This window comes from Rhizobium sp. P2_G2 (assembly GCF_056403555.1).
The window spans coordinates 1-18,935 of the sequence record NZ_JBFUFF010000055.1; the positions used below are offsets into that span (position 1 = coordinate 1).

Sequence of the window (18,935 nt, forward strand, 5' to 3'; positions counted from 1 at the left end):
ACCGTGGGATTGCCGCCTCCCCGGTCGCGTCGAAATCACCAAGCGGCATGAGGAAACGGAATGTCCAGCATCTATACGGGTCCAGTCTTCGAAATGGCCCGCAAGCAATTCCAGCACGTCGCCGACTATCTTGAAATCGAGGATGGCAAGCGCGATCGGCTGCTTTATCCGAAGCGCGCCATCGCCATTTCCTGCCCGATCAATCTCGACAATGGCGAGACCGCCGTGTTCCAGGGCTACCGGGTGCAGCATCACCTGACGCTTGGGCCGACCAAGGGCGGCACGCGGTTTGCGCCCAGCGTCGATATCGGCGAGGTGTCGGCGCTGGCAATCTGGATGAGCTGGAAATGCGCGCTCGCCGGCCTGCCCTATGGCGGCGCCAAGGGCGGCATCACGGTCGATACGTATTCATTGTCAAAGCGCGAGCTCGAAAGCCTGTCGCGCCGCTATATGCAAGAAATGATCCCCTTCGTCGGCCCCTATGTCGACGTCATGGCGCCGGACATGGGTACGAACGAACAGGTGATGGCCTGGTTCATGGACACCTATTCCATGTATCAAGGACGCACGGTCAACGAAATCGTCACCGGCAAGCCGGTCTCCTCCGGCGGCACCGAGGGCCGGCGCGAAGCAACGGGTCTGGGCGTCGCGCATCTCATCCAGCGCGTCATGGAGCGGCTGCAACTGAGCCCGCGCAACGCCACGGCGATCATCCAGGGCTTCGGCAATGTCGGCTCCTACGCCGCGCTGGAGCTCGCCCAGCAAGGCGTGAAGATCATCGGCGTCTCGGATCACACGGCCTGCTATTTCAATCCCAGAGGTTTCGATGTCGACGCCCTGCTTCGCCATGCCGGCGAGCATGGATCACTGAAGGGTTTTTCGACCGAACTCGCCTTCGACCCCAACCAGTTGCTCGTTCAGCCCTGTGACATCCTCGTGCCTGCGGCGATCGAGCGGGTGATCGACGCCGATGTCGCGGCCAAACTCCAGTGCCGCATCCTCGCCGAAGCCGCCAACGGCCCGACCACGCCCGAAGCCGACCTGGTGCTCGACCAGCGGCGCAACGAGATCTTCGTCATTCCCGACATCCTCTGCAATTCCGGCGGCGTGATCGTCAGCTATTTCGAATGGGTGCAGGACCTGCAGCAATTGTTCTGGCGCCGCACGGAAGTCATTGGCCGGCTCAAGGATCTGCTGGACAATGCTTTCGGCCGGGTGATGGAGCGGGTGGAAAAGGATGCGATCTCGCATCGCGTCGCCGCCATGGCGATCGGCGTCGACAAGGTGGCGCAGGCCAAGGCGACGCGCGGGCTGTTCCCGTGAGATGAGCTCGCCGGACGGCGAATATGACGTGGCGGGAATTGCCTCGCCGCGTCCATTGCTTGGCGAGCGGACACGCCATCGCGCATCCCCTGGCCATTTCCGTCGATGTCGTCCGCGAAGGCTTGGCTGATATAGTCGTGATCGCTTATTTAGTTCAGTTGCACAGACAAAGCACATCTGTTAACTTTTGTCGGCGAGGAAATACTAAAGACGAAGCCTTCCCTCATCTTTCTGCAGTTTCGACCATCACTGATGTAGATGGGCTACGACTGCAGCAATGACACCATACCTGCTGAGAATTGCTGTTCATCCCAAGCCACGGAGACGAGCCAATGGCCGACTTCACCATCAAGGGTACCAAGCATTCCGTCACCAATCTCAATCAGTCCGACAGTACCTGGACAGTCCTTGCGAGCGCCACGATCGACGTCAGGAACAATTCAGCGTTTTTTGAAGATTCCGATGTGTCGGGCAATACGCTGGTCAACAACGGCCACGTAACCGCCAACAACGGCGAGCACACGATCACGTTCTTTCTGGACGGCGAGGGAACCAACGTCACCAACAGCAAGAGCGGCGTCATCAATGGCTTGACCGGCGTCCGGCTGGGCGGCGATCAACAGACGATGGTCAATGACGGCCTGATATCCACGAGCGAAGAGGGAATAATGATCTTTGGCAAGAGGAGCCATGTGACCAATCACGGCGATATCGTCACCGGCGGCACCTCCATCGACCTGATCGATTGCAACCATTCCATCATCGACAATGCGGCCGACGGCAAAATCAAGTCCACCGGCGGCACCGGCATTTCCTTTTCCACGGATCCGGGCACATCGATTACCTTCAGGAATGAAGGCGTTGTCACATCGAAATTCGATGCCATTTCCGGATCGGATGGCAACGACAAGGTCATCAACCACGGCACGATCAACGGAAATGTCAGCCTCGGCAACGGCAACAACCTTTTCGACACGCGCGGCGGCACCTTTACCGGCACCTTCACGGCCGGCGACGGCGACGACACGCTGATCACCGACAATGCGGCCATCGGATTTTCCAATACCTCAGCGGATGACGGCACGGATACGGTCAAATCGACCGTGTCCTACACGTTGAGCGCCAATGTCGAAATTCTGCGCCTGCTCGGTCATGGCAATATCAACGGCACCGGCGCCAGCGGCGCAGAGGGACAGGAGATTTTCGGCAATTCCGGCAACAATGTCATCAAGGCTTTGGGGGTCGACAACACTCTGTCCGGCGGCCGAGGCGACGACACTTTATCCGGCGCAGCGTTTTCGTCCGATACCTTCCTGTTTGCGACAGGCGACGGCAAGGACACCATAAAGAACTTCGTCGAGGGCCAGTTTGCGGATCATCTCGACGTCTCCAAGTGGAGCGCGATCACCGATTTCAACGACCTCATGGATCATCACGTCAAGGACGTCCATGGCGGCGTCATGATCTTCGCCGGTCAGGACAGCGTGCTGCTCCAGGGGCTCGAGAAAGCCAATCTCACCGAGGATAATTTCGTGTTCTGACGAACAGAAAGAGCCGAGTCAAAGCCAGGACAGGCTCTACGCCGCCTGCGGCTCCTTGATCGGCGCGGTCAGCAGGCGGATCGGCACGAGCGGGCCGTCGGTCGGATTGACATTGCCTACATTCTGCCAGCGGATCAGTTCCATGCTGCCATCGAAATGCTCGACGATGGCCGTGCAGCTTTCCACCCAATCCCCCGTGTTGATATAGGTGGTGCCACCTATATCCTCGATAATCGCGTGATGGATGTGGCCGCAGATGACGCCGTCGACCTGATGGCGGCGAGCTTCTTCGGCGACAACGTTCTGGAACTCGCCGATGAAGTTGACGGCCCGCTTGACTTGCTGCTTGGCCCAGGCCGAAAACGACCAATAGGGCAGGCCAAGAACGCGGCGCACCTTGGCGATCCAGACGTTGAGCAGCATGGCCATGTCATAGGCCCAGTCGCCGAGATGAGCGATGAATTTTGCGTTGCGGACGACGACATCGAACTCGTCGCCGTGCAGCACAAGGTAACGCTTGCCGTCGGCCGCCTCGTGGATGATGTTCATCTCGACTTCGATACCGCCGAAATGCACGCCCGGATAATCGCGCATGAAGCTGTCATGATTGCCCGGGATGTAAACGATACGGGCGCCCTTGCGGCCCTTGCGCAACAGCTTCTGGACGACGTCGTTGCAGTTCTGCGGCCAGTGCCACGAGCGCTTCAGCCGCCAGCCATCGACGATGTCGCCGACCAGGATGATCGTCTCCGCATCATGACAGCGCAGGAAGTCCAGGAGGAAGTCCGCTTTCGCCGCCTTCGATCCGAGATGGAGGTCCGAGAGGAAGATGGTGCGAAACCTGCGGGCCTCGACATTGTCAGCGTGGGTTTCTGCTTCTTCGGACATAGCCTGCCTCACGAAAATCTAGCCTCTCGAAAATCAGACTCCTGTATCAGCTTTATGACAGGCCGAGATTTACCCTTGCCATTAAGCCGGCCTTCACGGTTTTCGGGCATGTTTTGAGCTCGAAACGACATTTTTGCCGCTGAAGACCAAGCCATGACCGCTTATCTGAGAACGACCGCCGCGGCGTTGCTGCTCGGGCTTTTGCCGACGGCTCATGCAGTCGCCTCCGATAGCTGTGATCAACTCCGCTTTCAGTTCGCCACGCTGACGGACAATGATGAGCCCAATGTCGAGGCGGAAAAATATGCCCGCGCCATCAATGCGCAGAAGCAGAGCCTTGCCGTGCTCGAACTCACTTTGCGCAAGGTCGGATGTTCCTCCGGCAGCCTGATGGTGATCGGCGGACCGAATGCCATGAAATGCGAACATCTCGGCGCCAAGCTGGACCGGATGAAGCGCAATCTCGAAATCCTCGAAAACAAGCGCGTGTCGCTGACATCGGAAGGCGGCATCAACAAGCGCCAGCAGATCATCGACGCGCTCAAGCAAGAGCGCTGCAACGAGGAGCCGCAACTGGTGAGCACGCCAAGCGAGGACGGCACGGAGCCTTTGGTGCGCGACGATCCCAATGGTTTCGAGACGATCCGCGTGCCCTCGGGTGAACCGGACTACCACGGCAGCCAGTTCGTCGATCTCGGCGGCACGGCGACGAACGGCACCCTGCGTACCATGTGCGTACGGACCTGCGACGGCGCTTACTTTCCTGTTTCGTCGAATGCCTCGCCGCTGAATTTCCAGCGCGACGCACAGGTCTGCTMGATGATGTGCCCCGGCACCGAGACGGAACTCTATTACCATCCGCTGATGTCGGAGAGTTCCGAAATGCGCTCGGCGGTGACGGGCCATCCCTATTCGGACCTGCCGACGGCCTATAAATTCCGCGTGGAAAAGCCGGGGAGCCAACCGCAATGCGGCTGCAACTTCTCACTCTATTACAAGGAGATGATGAGGCGGCAATCCTATGTCGACGATCCCGCGAGCATCCCTAAGAAGGAAAGCGCTATCGTCTGGGTCAAGCCGGCGCTCAGGCCGAGCCTGAAGAAGGATCTGGTGGCGGAGAATGTCGCCAAGCCCAAGGTGCGGGACTATGTGCCGAACGATAGCATCCGGGTGATCGGGCCGAAGTTTTTTCCGGACAAGAAGATCGATTTCACCAGGTCGCAGACAGAGATGCGGTGATGGGTCGCGGTATTTTCTTCTCGTCCAGAGAAAAGGATCGAGTGGCGCTTCACAATCGTTGCATTTGATACTCTCTACCAAGAACAGACTGTGGCTGGCGAAGTATGATGCCTCACCGTCGCCAATAGCCTCTTTCAACGCTGGCGCGCTTTCCGTAAACTCCGCTCCAAACAGAATCGCGCTGCGGGGCATCATGAATCAGAAGGTCGTCATCCACTGGGGTATCTCCAGCTTCTTCGGCTGGGGCGTCTATGGGCTCAATCTGGCGCTCAACTGGGCGCGCGAGGGCGGCATCGATGCCCGCAGTTCGTTTCCGTTCACGCACGAGCAGGTGGTCGTCGATCCGCTGCGCTGGCTGCAGCTCAGACCCTTCGAAATGCAGACCCGGACTTTCGTGCAGCAATTGAAGGAGCGCGAGGGCCAATCCGTCGGCGTCGATGCGATCGTGCTTTCGGCGCTCGGCAATGAATTCCAGGCGGCCAAGGCAACGGCCAATACCGATCTCAACGGCTCGCCGACCGTCGCCGTCGTGTTCTTCGAAATCCCGCAGTTGGCGGCAGAGACACTGGAGCGGGCGAAGAAATATCCGCTGATCGTCTGTGGCTCGACCTGGAACGAACAGATTCTGCGCGCCCATGGCGTCAACAGCGTCACCACGGTCATCCAGGGCATAGACCCTACCCTCTTCCACCCCGCACATCGCCAAGGCGTGCTGTCGGACCGGTTCATGGTCTTTTCCGGTGGCAAACTCGAACTGCGCAAAGGGCAGGATCTGGTGATGGCCGGCTTTGCAAAATTCGCCAAGCGCCATCCGGAGGCGCTGCTGGTCACCGCCTGGCACAGCCCATGGCCGAAACTCGCCAAGACGCTGGACATTTCCCGCCGCACCGAGCCGATGCCCTTTGACGAAAAGGGCAAACCGGACCTGTTCCAATGGGCGCGCAGCAATGGCCTGGCGGACAACCAATTCCTCGATCTCGGGCCGGTGCCGAACGCGCTGATGCCGCCGATTCTGCGCGAAATGGACGCCGCGCTCTTCCCCAATCGCTCGGAAGGCGGCACCAATCTGGTGGCGATGGAAGCGATGGCCTGCGGTGTACCGACCATCCTCTCGGCCAACACAGGCCATTTGGACCTGATCGACGGCCAGAATTGCTTCGCACTCGAACACCAGCGGCCAATCGCCGGAGAAGGTGCTGCCGTCGGTGACGTGTCGGGCTGGGGCGAAAGCAGCGTCGAGGAAATCGACGACAAGCTCGAACAGATCTGGCGCGACCGCAACGGCGCCCGCCGCCGCGGCGAGCGCGGCGCAGCAAAGTTAGCCGGCTACAGTTGGGCGCGGACGGCAGACCAGATGCGGACCATCGTCAGGTCCTTCGCCGGCTAACCAAGGTACTCTCTACGCCATTCGCCGCCTGAACTTGTTGCGTGCCACCTCAACGGCGCGGGCGATCACCGGGGCATAATCCTCTCCCCGCCCCTGCCGCACCAGCCCCATAGCCGGGTACCAGGGCGTGTCCGGCCGGTCGAGCAGCCAGCGCCAGTCCGGCACCGCCTTCAACAGCGCCATTGTCGGGCGGCCCAGCGCACCGGCCAGATGCAGCGGTGCGGTGCAGACCGAGACGATTAGGTCCAGGCTGGCCATGATCGCGGCTGTGTCGACGAAGGCGTTCGGTCCGCGATCCATGTCCGGGCCGGGATGTTCCATCAGGAAAGTCAGCCCCTTCACCCGCCAGCCGGACGGCGTCTCCGCCGGCTCAAGTGCTTCTTCGGAAAGGAATTGCAGGGCGATCAGCCGCACGCCTTCGAGTTCCGCGAACGGTGCCAGCAGGTCGGGCGACGGCAGGCTGCGGCCGCGTTCGGCCGGTGAATTGGGATTGCCCTGCCAGACGAAACCGATCGTCGGCTGCGTACGGTCGAGCGCCAGCCGGTCCTGCCAGCGCAACATTTCGGACGGCTCAGCGGAGAGGAACGTCGGCGCCGGCGGCACGGTGCCGAATGTGAGCTTCAGCCGATGCATGAGGCTCATCAGCGGCACCTGGAAATCACCATCAGTGGCGCCGTGCGCGCCGGTGACCTTGATCGGGAACGGCAGTGTGGAGAGCAGCCGTTCCAGCCTGGCGGGTACGTGAAAGACCACATCACCACCCAGTGACGCCAATAAACCCAAGACTTTAGCGAATTGGATCGTATCACCGAGCCCCTGCTCCGAATGCACGATCAGCCGCTTGCCGTCGAGCTTTTGGCCGGTCCAGACCGGGATATCGCGATAGCCAGGCTTGTCGAAAAAGTCCGGTGTGTCCCAGCGCCATTCATATTCGCGAAAACCGTTGGCGAAATCGCCGAGCTTGAGCAGGACGTGGCTGAGATTGTAATGCGCCTCGGCCAGATCCGGATGATGGCTGATGGTCTTACGCAGATAGTCTGCCGCTTCGTGCAGGCGGCCTTGGTCGGCGAGCAGATTGGCGATATTGTTGAGCGCGATCTGGTGGTCGGGATTGATGGCCAGCGCACGGGTATAGCTGTCGAGCGCCTCATCCAGACGGTTCAGTTTTCCCAGGTTGATGCCGCGATTGGCGAGCGCCGTCGCGCCATTCGGATCAAGAGCGAGTGACCGGTCATAGGCGGCAACAGCTTCCTCGCGCCGGCCGACCTCGCCAAGCGCGTTGCCGCGGTTGAACCAGAAATCGGCCCGTTGCGGATCGCGCTCGGCGATCCGGTCATAGAGGGCGACCGCCTCTTCCAGCCGCCCGAGGCCGCGTTCGGCGGAGGCGAGGAAGATCAGCGCATCGAGATTGTCGGGATGGGCGGCGAGGACCCGTTCGTAAATGCCCCTTGCTTCGGTGAATTTCTCCTGTTGATGCAGGGCAACGGCCTGCATCAACAATTCGGTGATCTCCGCATCGGTCATTGCTTGGACGCACGCTCGGCCAAAGCCGCCTTCACGGGTTCAGCGACGCTCTTCCAGTCGAACACGGTCTTCTGGCGGAAAAGTTTCAGCGATGGATACCAGGGACTGTCGTTACGCTCGTTGAGCCAGCGCCAGTCGGAATGGTATTTCAGCATGCCGAAGACCGGCACGCCGAGCGTTGCGGCCAGATGCAGCGTCGCGGTGCAGGAGGAGATCACCACATCGAGCGCCAGGATGGCAGCCGCCGTCTCGGCGAAATCGCCGAGCTTTGCGCCCGGCACGATCATCCGATTGGCAAATCCTGTGCCTTCAATCTGGTCGAGCCCATCGGTCTTTTGCAGGCTGACGAAATTGACCCCCTCGACATCCAGCAGCGGCGTAAGGTCCGAGAGCGGGGGCGAGCGCCCGGCATCGGCGCGCGCCTTGGGGTTGCCCTGCCAGATCAGGCCGACATTGAGCCCGGATTTCGGCAAGCGCTCACGCCAGACGGCGACGCGCTCCGGGGCGATGTCGAACTTCGCCGGCGGCGGCACGGTGTCGATCGTCGTGCCGAGGATCACCGGCAATGTCAGCATCGGCATTTCGAGATCATAAGCGGGCTTGTCCTTGCCCTGCTCGGCGATCTCGATCGGCATGTCGGTCTCTAGCGTCTTGAACAGGCTGATCAGGGGCGCGCGCACTTCAAGGATCACCTTGCCGACGCGCTTGGCCGCCTCGTTGACGAAGCGAACAAACTGGATGTTATCGCCAAAGCCCTGTTCACCATGGATCATGATGGTCTTGTCGGGCTGACGCGAGCCGTCCCAGCGCGGCATGTCGAGCTTTCGCGGCTTCATCTCGCGGCTGCCCCAGCGCGCCTCATAATCCATGAAGCCGCCGATGAAGTCGCCGGCGAACAGTTTGGCATGGGCGTGATCGAGGATCAGGTCCGCATCCTTCGGTTCGAGTGCCCTGGCCCTTTCAAAGGCGGCCAGCGCTTCCTCAGGGCGATGGATATCGCGCATCAGGTTGCCGATACCGCGATGGGCCTTGGACAAGTCCGGCTTCAATTTGACCGAGGCATTGTAATTTTCCAGGCATTCTTCCCAGCGGCATTCGTCGCGCAGGATATTGCCGAGCGACAGGTGCGCCTCGGCGGTCGGCTTCAGCGTGATCGCTCGGCGCAGATAGGCGAGCGCATCGTCAATCTTGCCGATGCGGCGCAGGCCGATGGAAAGATTGGTGAAGAATTCCGAGCTTGCCAGCCCTGCCCGCTCGGCTTCGCGGAACAGCATGACGGCGCGATGGTTCTTGTCGCGATGCAGCGCGATCACCCCGATCATATTCAGCGCGCCGGCCCTGAGCTTCGGATAGTCCAGCACTTCGGCGAAGCTGGCCTCCGCGGCGGTCTGATCACCCTGGCGTTGCTCCGCAAGCGCGCGATTGTAGATCGCCGCGGCATCGAAAGGCAGGATCTTGCCATGGCTGCTCGGCGCGCTCACGTGCCGTTGCGACAGGTCGCCTGTCACCAGCTTTTCCAGTGCCGCCGCCACGCGTCCCATGACGGCGGCAAACGGGGTCGCCTCTTCCTCGCGGTCGAAGCGGCGGAAAAGCCGGGTCATCGGATACCAGGGGCTGTCGGAGCGCTCCGTCAGCCAGCGCCATTCCGGATGCGACTTGAGCACCACCCAGCAGGGCTTGCCGAGTGCACCGGCCAGATGCGCCACGGCGGTATCGGAGGTGACGATGAGATCGAGATTCATCATCATCGCCGCCGTGTCGGCGAAGGCCTCCTTGCCGGAATCGAAATCCGCGCCCGGCCGGTCGACCTCGAAACGGTCGGCGAGCGCATCGAGCTGTTCTTCGCCCTTGCCCTTCTGCAATGCGATCAGGCGCACGCCCGGCACTTTTGCAAGCGGCTCAAGTGCTGCGAGCGGATAGGAGCGGCCCTTGTCAACCTTGGGATCGGGATTGCCCTGCCAGACCACGCCGACGCGGAAGCCTGGTTTCTGAGCCAGCCATTCCGCCCATTTCGTCACCCGTGCGGGATCCGCTGTAATGTAGCTCTCATAGGCGGGAACGGTTTCCAGCCGCATGCCTGTCAGATGGGGCATGCTCATCATGAAGGCGAAGCAGTCGGCCTTGGGCAGTTTGTCGCCGTCGCCATAGACGCCGTCGACCCCGGGAATGCTGGCAAGCAGGTGGCCGATCAGGCTGCGGCAACCGATATAGACCTTGGCGGCGCCATGCGCCTTCAGCCACACGGCATAGCGCGAGAACTGGAATGCGTCGCCAAAACCCTGCTCCGCCATCAGGAAGATCGACTGACCCTTCGGATCGCCGCCGGTCCAGTAAGGCAGGTTCGGCTTGGTGATGGCAATGCCAAGCTTTTCGGCTTTCAGCCGATGCTCATAACTGGGCAGGCCGTGCTCGTAATCACCGGCGTTGAGGAAGGTCATGCCAAGCGCCAGATGCGCATCGGCATAGCCGGGCCTTGCCTGGATCGCGCGACGGAAGGCCGCTGCCGCGGCGACGTCCTGCGAGGCTTCGAGCTCGGCAATGCCAAGATTGTTCCAGCCCTCGGCATGCTGCGGGTCGCATTCCACGGCGCGACGCTGCAGAAAGATCGACAGGCCGAGCGCACCGTAGTTGCGCTCATAAACGCCAAGATTGCTCCATGCATCGGGATTGCCGGGGTCGATCGTCAGTGCATGCTCCCAGCTTTCGGCGGAGTCGGCGTGACGCTCGGCAGCGGACTGGTTGGCGCCCAACTGCACCCAGAGCTTGGGGTCATCGGGCGCAAGGTCGATGGCGCGCCGCAAAGCCCGCTCCGCCTCCGGCCGCTTGTCGTGGTCTGCATAAACCGTCGACAGCGCCGAGAGCGCCGGCACCGATTTCGGATTGACGGTCAGCACCTGCTGCAGCGTCTGCAGCGCCTTGTCGAAATTGCCCCCTGACGATTCCTTTTTCGCCAGAGAGATCAGCGCGGGCACGTGCTTCGGATTGATGATAAGAGCGTAGCGCAACGCACGGAGCGAATCTTTGCGGCTGCCGAGGTTGTCGAGCAGGACGGCAAAATTGCTCCAGAAATCGACGCTGCCCGGCCTGAGCGCCACGGAATGGGCGGCGAAGGCAAGGCCGGAACGCGCGGCAGCCGGACTGCGACGGCCGGTATCGAGCAGGATCATTCCATGRAAATTCAGAAGCTGTGCATCGCCCTTGCGCGAGCCGAGCGCCGGCTCATAGATGTCCAATGCCTCCTTGAAACGGCCCGACGAATGCATCTCGATTGCCGCAGGCATGCGCGCCGCAGCAGCCTCGGACCGCTTGTCGGGCCGCACGATCAGTCTGTCCAGATCATCGGCCGCTTCCTCGAACAGGCTCTTCCAATCGCCGCGCGCGCGCTGGCGGAAGATGCGCATCGTCGGATACCAGGACGTGATTACCCCCTCACCGCCCCAGCGCCAGTCCGGCACGCTCTTGAGGAACAGCCAGACCGGCCGGCCGAGCATGCCTGCAAGATGCGCCACGGATGTATCGGAGGTGATGATCAGATCGAGCGACATCATCATCGCCGCCGTGTCGACGAAACCGTCCTCACCAGCATCGAAATCAGCCCCGGGGACCTGCACATCGAGCCCCGGCGGCAAGGGCTTATCGACCCCGACAAAACGCTGCAAGGAGATGAATTGCACCTTGTCACCGACCCGTGACAACGGCGCCAGTTCGGCAGCCGGGAACGAACGGCCGCGGTCGACGGCGGCAAGCGGATTGCCCTGCCAGGCAAGGCCGATGCGCCAGAGCTTACCGGCTGCGTCCTTGCCGGCGCCGAAGGCACGCCATTTGTCGACGCGCTCCGCCTCCAGTTCAACCTTCATCAGCGCGGCCGGCACCGTCTCGGGCGTCGTTGCCGCCAGTCTGAGCAGTGACAGCAGCGGCAGATGTACGTCGTGGGCCGGGAGCGGTGCTTCGTCCGAAACCAGTGTCAGCCCGGGGCCGCGGAACAATTCCAGGCAGGACAGCATCGAAAAGAGGCGTTTCGGACAGACGAAAATCACCCGGTCAGTCTTCGTGCGCGCAAAGCCGAGCATGCGAATGAACTGGAAGACGTCGCCAAAACCCTGTTCATGGATGACGAGCAGGGTCTTGCCGCTGATATCGCCTCCGTCCCAGCGCGGACTTTCCGGCCGCGGCGCCTTCTCCAGCGAATGGGCGACCGCGGCTCGGAGTTCATAGTCGTTCCAGCCGGCCAGCCAGTCGCCGGCATAGAGCCGGGTGAGCGCCAGATTGAAGCGCAGCGCGGGCCAATCGGGCCAGATCTTCAGGCCCATGGTAAAATGGCGGATCGCCTGGTCTATCCGTCCGATATTGCGCAGCGACACGCCGGCATTGATGAAGGCGGGCTGATGGTCCGGCTGGGCCTTCAGCAGGATGTCGAATTCCTTGAGCGCCAGTTCGTCACGCCCGAGATGCTGGTTGAGCATAGCGGCATTGAAGCGCGCGTCGACACTGTCGGGTGCAGCCTTGATTGCCGTGGCCACCATCTCCTCGGCATCCTGCCAGCGCTGCGTCTCGATTGCGATATGGCTTGCCTGGGTCAGAAGRCCGGCATGGCCGGGCGCTACGCTAAGGCCACGCTGGATGGTGCGCCAGGCATCGTCCATCTTCTTCAGCCGGAGTTCGGCGAGTGCCAGGTTGACATAGCCGCCGACGGCCTTGGGCCTGAGCTCGATCGCTTTCTCAGCGATCGCGGCCGCCTGTTCAGCATCGCCAGCCATCAGCAGCGCGATCGAATGATTTTGGCAGACGACCGGCTGATCCGGTTCGAGCGCATGCGAACGATCGAAATGCTCCAGCGCCTCGCGTGATCGGCCCGACAGATGCAGCGCTACGCCGAGATAGTGATGCAGAGCGGCATTTTCGGATTGGTCGAGCTCCAGCGCCTTCAGCGCCTCGAGCCCTTCGGCGATCCGCCCTTCCCCGAGCATGCGGCGGCAATCCTCGACGGACAATCCCTCGACGCCGATCCTCTGTTCTCCCATGCGCACATGCTCCTGCACCGTTTTCCGGCGAGCAGACTACACGGTCGCGCATTGCTCGAAGCTTGATGACGTCAGCGCCGGATATGCCTTGAACCGAAAACTACTGGATCTTGTATTTCTGATAGGATTTTTCTTCAATCAATTCCGAGCCGAGCGCAGCATTGACTTCCCGCTTCAGTTCGGCCCGCTTGTCATTGGTGATGTAGACGGAACGCGCCAGCCTGATGAATTTCTCGCCGAAATCGCCGCTATTCTCGCAGTCGCGGATATGGTCCTCAATGTCCCAGAGCGCGGCGTTGACGTCATAAAGCGCTTTCGTCAGCCTGATGACTTCGGCCTCAGACGCGTGGCGGCCGAGCTTTTCCGTCAACAAAGTCAACTCCTTGCGGACGTTGGCAAGCTTGCCTTCATCCGTCATCCGGTCCGACTTGATCTGCAGGATGGTGATCTTATCGACCAGCTCACCCCAAGACACCGGCACTTCGATCATCGATTTCCCCATGGCAGCCAAGAATCACGCTGGACTCATCCTAAAGAGTAAAGTCCCCGATTGGAATTTATTCTGCCGTGACGGCAAGATTTCCGCAGCGGTGTCGGCGCCATGCGAAAGGGCGCGGCTTGCGCCGCGCCCTTTCCTCATTCGTTGGTCTACGCTTAGTTCCAGGAGATGTCCGAGGAGTCCAGCACACCCGAACCGACGCCCGTCAGAGTGATCGAGATGTTGGCGGTGCCGTCACCATCGGTATCGATCTTCAGGAGGTGGTTGGTTGTGTCGAAGGTCGCCTGCGCCGAGCCGCTGCCGGAGAACGTACCGTCGTCGCCGAGATAAGTCAGCGAGCCGGAGATCACGCCACTATCGAGAACAACCAAGTCCGAACCTTCGGCCCAGTCGGTGATGGTGTTCGTACCCGTCGAGGCCGTCGTGAAGTGGAACTCGTCCGAACCCGAACCACCGGTCAACACGTTGGTGCCGCCCTGGACATGGATGATGTCGTTACCGCCACCAAGGTCGGCAACCACACCGTTGGTCGAGACCGTCACCTCGTTGTCGCGACTGCTGCCGGTCACAGTTTCGACGTTCGACACCGTTGCCGTGCCCGAACCCAGGAATACCAGGGTGTCGTTGCCACCAGCGAGGTCGAAAGTGCCGTGATCGTAGTTGGCCTTCAGGCTGACAAGGTCGTCGGCAGCACTGCCGGTGACAGTCTCGACCGAGGAGAGCGTCGCGGTCGCACCGACCGAGAAGATCACCGTGTCGTCGCCGTCGCCGAGGTTGAAGCCCGCAGCAGTCGAAGTGCTGACGGTGATCTTGTCGTCACCGGCGCCACCGACAACCGATTCGATGTTGCTGATCGTCAGCGTCGCACCGGCATCCGCCAGCGTCAGCTTGTCGGTACCTGCATCGAGATCGAGCGACATGTTGGCTGCACCGAGGAAGGTGACTTTGTCGTCGCCAATGCCGCCGACCAGAGCTTCCACACCGCTGACAGTGACCACAGCGCCGTCGGCGCCAAGGTTCAGCGTGTCGCCGGAGCCAGTGCTCAAGTCGATCGTGCCGTAGTAGACGCTGCCGTTGCCTTCGAGGGTCACCACATCGGTGCCTGCACCGCCGTTGATCACTTCAATATTGCTCACCGTGACCGCGCCGCCGAGAGCACCGAGGTTCAAAGTGTCGGTGCCGCTGCCGAGGTCGATGACCGAAGCAGGAGCCGCCGAGAAGGTGATCACGTCATCGCCCGAACCGCCGGTGAGAGTCTCGATGTTGGCGACCGTCGCCGTCACCGCGGTGCTGCCCCACAACAGGGTGTCGTTGCCGTTGCCGAGGTCGATGCTGGTGGAGATACCGCCACCGAGCGTCACGGTATCGTCACCTGCCACGCCTGTGATCACTTCTGCACCGGAGACGGTGATCGTCGCGGCGCCGAGGATGTTGAGCGTATCGCCAGTGCCGGCACCGAGAGCAATCACGCCACCAGCCCAGTTGCCGGAGAGCGAGATGACGTCGTTGCTGCTGCCACCATTGATCGTCTCAGCCGCGAAGATGGTTGCGGTGTTGGCGAAGTTGCCGAAGTTGACGACGTCGTTCGTACCGACAGCGAGGTCGATCGAGGCGCCCGTCACCGAAGCGGTGAAGGTGACCACATCGTCGCCCGCGCCGCCCAGGACGCTTTCGACACCCGAGAGGCTGATCGTTGCGCCGGCATCATCGAAGGTGACGACATCCACGCCGCCGCCCAGGTTCAGGTTGCCGCCGGCATAAGCACCGCCGAGGACGATGTTGTCGACGCCTGCACCACCCGTAACAGTTTCGATGTTCTGGATCGTCGCCGTCACACCGCCAGCAGCCGTGATCAGGGTGTCGTTGCCGCCAGCCAGATCGATGACGAGTGCCGATGGGCTGTCGCCGAGGGTAACCTTGTCGGAGCCCGCGCCGCCGGTGACCGTTTCCGCACCGCTGAGCGTGAGCGTACCGCCAGCCGCGGCGAAGGTCAGGGTGTCACTCGTGCCGGCACCGAGATCGAAGGTCGCACCAGTCACTGCCGCACCGAGGGTCACAGCGTCGTTGTTGGCGCTACCGGTAAAGGTTTCGACGTTGGAGACCGTCAGTGTGGTGTCGGCGGTCGCCGCGCTGATGTCGAGGCTATCGCTGCCCGCGCCCAGGTCGACGGTCACCGCAGTGATCGAGCCGGAGAGCGAGACGATGTCGTTCAGCGTATTGCCGTGTACCGTTTCGACGTTGATCAACGTGATGGTGTTGACGAACTTGCCGAGGTTGACGGTGTCGTTGCCGGCGTCGAGGTCGAAAGTAGCACCGGTGACGGCGCTGCCCGTGGAGACCACGTCGTCATGCGTGCTGCCGAGGATCGATTCGACGTCCGAAACCGTCAGCGTGGTGGCGATGTCAGCGAAGGTCACGACGTCGGCGCCAGCGCCGCCGCTGATGCTGACCGTGGCATTCGTCGTCGAGTCATTGAGGACGATATTGTCGACCGCAGACCCACCCTTGATGGTTTCGATATTGGCAACCGTCACGGAGTTCACGCCGGCACCCGAGAGTGTCAGAGAGTCGTTGTCTGCACCGAGGTCGATCGCGCCAGTATAGGCCGAGCCAAGAGTGATGACCTGGCTGGATGCACCGCCGGTGATCGCTTCAGCATTGGAGATCGTCGCTGTTACGATCGCGCCGCCGATGGTGACCGTGTCGCTGTCGCTCGCGGCGGTGCCGAGGTCGATGGTGATGCCGGTCGTCTTGACGTTGATGACCACGGTATCGTTGTTGGTGCCACCGAGGACTGTTTCGACATTGGAGATCGTGACCGAGGCGTCCGACGTCATGCCCGAGAGGTCGAGCTTGTCGCTGCCGGCAGCGAGGTCGATGACGGCGCCCGTGTCTCCGTAGAGATACACGGTGTCGTTCAGCGCACCACCGGTGAGGGTTTCGACATTGGTCACCGAGACGAAGTTGGTGAACTTGCCGAGAGTCAGCGTGTCGTTGCCACCGGCGAGATCGAAGACCGCGACACTGCCGCCGGTCGGCAGGGCACTGCCCACGGTGATCACGTCGCTGCCGGCACCGCCGGTCACGGTTTCGACATCGAGGACGGTCAGCGTCGCACCGCTGGCTCCAAGCGTCAGCGAGTCATTGCCGCCGCCAAGGCTCACGTAAGCGGCATTGCTATCGACTGTCACCAGATCGGAGCCCGCACCGCCCTTGATCGTCTCGACATTGGCCACGGTGAGCGTATTCGGCCCCGCGCCGGCGAGCGTGACAGTGTCGTTTCCGGTGCTGAGGTCAAGCGTACCCTCGAACGTGCTGTCGGAGACGATAAGTACCGTATTGCCCGAGCCGCCGACGACCGTTTCGGTGTTGGCGATCGTGATCGTCGCATTGATATTGCCGAGGTTCAGGGTGTCGTTGCCGGCGCCGAGATCGAAGGACAGGGCCGCAGACTGGTTGACGGCGAGCGTGACGACGTCGTCATTGGCGCTGCCGGTGAGGGTTTCGACATTGTTGACCGTAACCGTCGCACCGCCGGTGGCGTTCGACAGGTCGAGCGTGTCGGCACCCACACCGAGATCGACGATCGTGCCGGTCACTGCGCCGCCAAGATAGACCTTGTCGACCATCTTGCCACCGGTGATGGCTTCGACGTCCGAAACCGTCACGGTGTTGACGAAGTTGCCGAGGGTCAGGCTGTCACTGTCGGTATCGGTGATATCGCCGCCGAGATCAATGACGACGCCAGCAGCCTGAGCGCCGAGCGTCACGACGTCGTTATGCGCGCCACCGCCAGTGATGGTTTCGACGTTGGACACCGTGAACGTGCCACCGAAGCCAGTGATATCGAGGGTGTCGTTGCCCGCGCCGAGGTTGATCGTCGAGCCGGTGGCGGCCTGGTCGATAAAGACCGTGTCGTCGCCGGTCTTGCCGGTAATGGTTTCGACATTGGCGATCGAGATGGTGTTATTGACGCCGGTCAACAGGGTGACCGAGTCCTTTCCAGTGCTGAGGTCGATATAGCCGTCGCCGGTCTGCTGAGTGGCGAGGATGACATCTTCAGACTTGTTGCTGCCGGTGATGGTTTCGACATTCGAGACCGTCAGACCGGACGCGCCAGCCAGCGTCAAGCTGTCGGAGCCAGCGCCGAGGTCGATCGAGCCCTTGGAAATGGTGCTCGTGGCAACAACAACGTCCACATCGGCATTGCCGGTGATGGTCTCGATGTTGGCGATGGTGACGGTGTTGGCGAAATTGCCGAGGACGAGGCTATCGTTGCCACCGGCGAGGTCGATGGTCCCAGCTGCCTGAGCGCTGAAGGTAACGATATCGACGGCCGAACCGCCAGTGACCACTTCAATGTTCGCGACGGTGACGTTGTTGGCGAATTTGCCGAGGACGAGAGTGTCGGTACCAGCATCAAGATCGATGGAAAGGGCGGCAGCCGTGGTGAAGACAACCTTGTCCGTACCCGTACCGCCGACGATCGTTTCGACATTGCCAACCGAGATCGTGCCGCCAGCCGTGGCGTCGAGATAGACTTTGTCGTTGCCGCCGGCGAGATTGTAAACGCTGCCGGTGGTGGCGCCATTGATCGAAACCGTGTCACTGCCGGTACCGCCGGTGACGGTCTCGACATTGGCGACGTCGATTGAATTGGTATAGTTGCCGAGCACGACCTTGTCGGAACCAGTGCCGAGGTCGATGTCGATCGCAGTAGCACGGCTGCCGATGGTGATCGTATCGTTGCCCGTGCCGCCGGTGAGGGTTTCGACACCCTTGATCGTGATATTGTTGACGCCATTGGCGAGAGTGAGCGTGTCGTCACCTTCACTCAGATTGAAGAAGCCACCCTTAAGTGCGCCCTGCACGGTGACGAGATCGTCGCTTTCTCCACCAACAACCGTTTCGACATTGGCAACAGTCAGCGTCGCACCATCGTCGCTCAGCGTCAGCTTGTCATTGCCGGCCTTCAGGTCGACGAAGGTGGTGTCAGCGTCATCGAGCGTGACATTGTCGACAAGGATGCCGCCATTGACGGTCTCAACGTTTGTCAGGAAGACCGCATTGGCAAACTTGCCGAGCGTGACCGTGTCGTTGCCGGCGCCCAGGTCGATGTCAACGCCATTGGCAGCCCCGCCAAAGACAACGTTGTCAGTACCTGTATTGCCAGCGATCACCTCGATATTCGAGACCGTGACTGTGCCGCCAGCGGTTCCGAAGTTGAGCGTGTCGTCGTCGGCACCACCGTTGACAACGTCGGTGTTGGCGTCGGCGAGGGTGATGATGTCGCTGCCCGATCCGGCAATCACCGTTTCCGTGTTCGACAGCGTAACATTGTTGCCGTCGCCCTTGAGCGTCAGCTTGTCATTGCCGGTGTCGAGGTCGATGTTACCGCTGACGCCATCGGTGATCGTGATGGTGTCGTTGCTGCTCGTCAAGGTCAGGCTTGACAGATCCGAGATGCTACTGATGGTTTTGGTTTGAGACGAAGTTGGCATGTTAATACGGCC

9 protein-coding genes are annotated in these 18,935 nt (G+C 61.3%); 4 read left to right on the forward strand and 5 right to left on the reverse strand.

Features of this window, described 5'->3' with window-relative positions; all coding sequences use genetic code 11:
• Nucleotides 1-60: 60 nt before the first annotated feature.
• Nucleotides 61-1,323: a Glu/Leu/Phe/Val family dehydrogenase gene (locus AC1D06_RS27700; protein ID WP_477989028.1), complete on the forward strand. Its 1,263-nt coding sequence runs from the start codon at nt 61-63 to the stop codon at nt 1,321-1,323.
• Nucleotides 1,324-1,655: 332 nt separating this feature from the next.
• On the forward strand, nt 1,656-2,864 hold the full coding sequence (locus tag AC1D06_RS27705) for a hypothetical protein (RefSeq protein ID WP_477989029.1): 1,209 nt from the start codon (nt 1,656-1,658) through the stop codon (nt 2,862-2,864).
• A 36-nt stretch (nt 2,865-2,900) separates the two neighbouring features.
• Here the strand turns inward: AC1D06_RS27705 and AC1D06_RS27710 are convergent, their stop codons facing one another.
• Nucleotides 2,901-3,752 (reverse strand): UDP-2,3-diacylglucosamine diphosphatase, encoded by an 852-nt coding sequence (locus tag AC1D06_RS27710; RefSeq protein ID WP_477989031.1) that lies wholly within the window; start codon nt 3,750-3,752, stop codon nt 2,901-2,903.
• A gap of 153 nt (nt 3,753-3,905) precedes the next feature.
• On the opposite strand from AC1D06_RS27710, the gene AC1D06_RS27715 reads away from it, so the two are divergent.
• On the forward strand, nt 3,906-4,991 hold the full coding sequence (locus AC1D06_RS27715) for a DUF2865 domain-containing protein (RefSeq protein ID WP_477989032.1): 1,086 nt from the start codon (nt 3,906-3,908) through the stop codon (nt 4,989-4,991).
• 193 nt (nt 4,992-5,184) lie between these two features.
• Nucleotides 5,185-6,378, forward strand: a complete 1,194-nt coding sequence (locus AC1D06_RS27720; protein WP_477878414.1) for a glycosyltransferase family 4 protein — start codon at nt 5,185-5,187, stop codon at nt 6,376-6,378.
• A 12-nt stretch (nt 6,379-6,390) separates the two neighbouring features.
• Here AC1D06_RS27720 and AC1D06_RS27725 read toward each other — a convergent pair whose 3' ends face one another.
• The 4 genes from AC1D06_RS27725 to AC1D06_RS27740 all read right to left on the reverse strand — a co-directional run bounded on the left by AC1D06_RS27725 (nt 6,391) and on the right by AC1D06_RS27740 (nt 18,863).
• The gene (locus AC1D06_RS27725) at nt 6,391-7,902 is read right to left on the reverse strand and encodes a tetratricopeptide repeat protein (RefSeq protein WP_477989034.1); all 1,512 of its coding nucleotides are present in this window, start codon (nt 7,900-7,902) and stop codon (nt 6,391-6,393) included.
• Nucleotides 7,899-12,923, reverse strand: a complete 5,025-nt coding sequence (locus AC1D06_RS27730) for a tetratricopeptide repeat protein (RefSeq protein ID WP_477989035.1) — start codon at nt 12,921-12,923, stop codon at nt 7,899-7,901. Before AC1D06_RS27730 ends, AC1D06_RS27725 begins: the two co-directional genes overlap by 4 nt.
• Before the next feature lie 100 nt (nt 12,924-13,023).
• Complete coding sequence (locus AC1D06_RS27735) at nt 13,024-13,413, reverse strand: DUF6165 family protein (RefSeq protein ID WP_477878417.1); 390 nt, start codon at nt 13,411-13,413, stop codon at nt 13,024-13,026.
• A gap of 164 nt (nt 13,414-13,577) precedes the next feature.
• Nucleotides 13,578-18,863, reverse strand: a complete 5,286-nt coding sequence (locus tag AC1D06_RS27740; protein WP_477989037.1) for a beta strand repeat-containing protein — start codon at nt 18,861-18,863, stop codon at nt 13,578-13,580.
• Nucleotides 18,864-18,935: the final 72 nt, after the last annotated feature.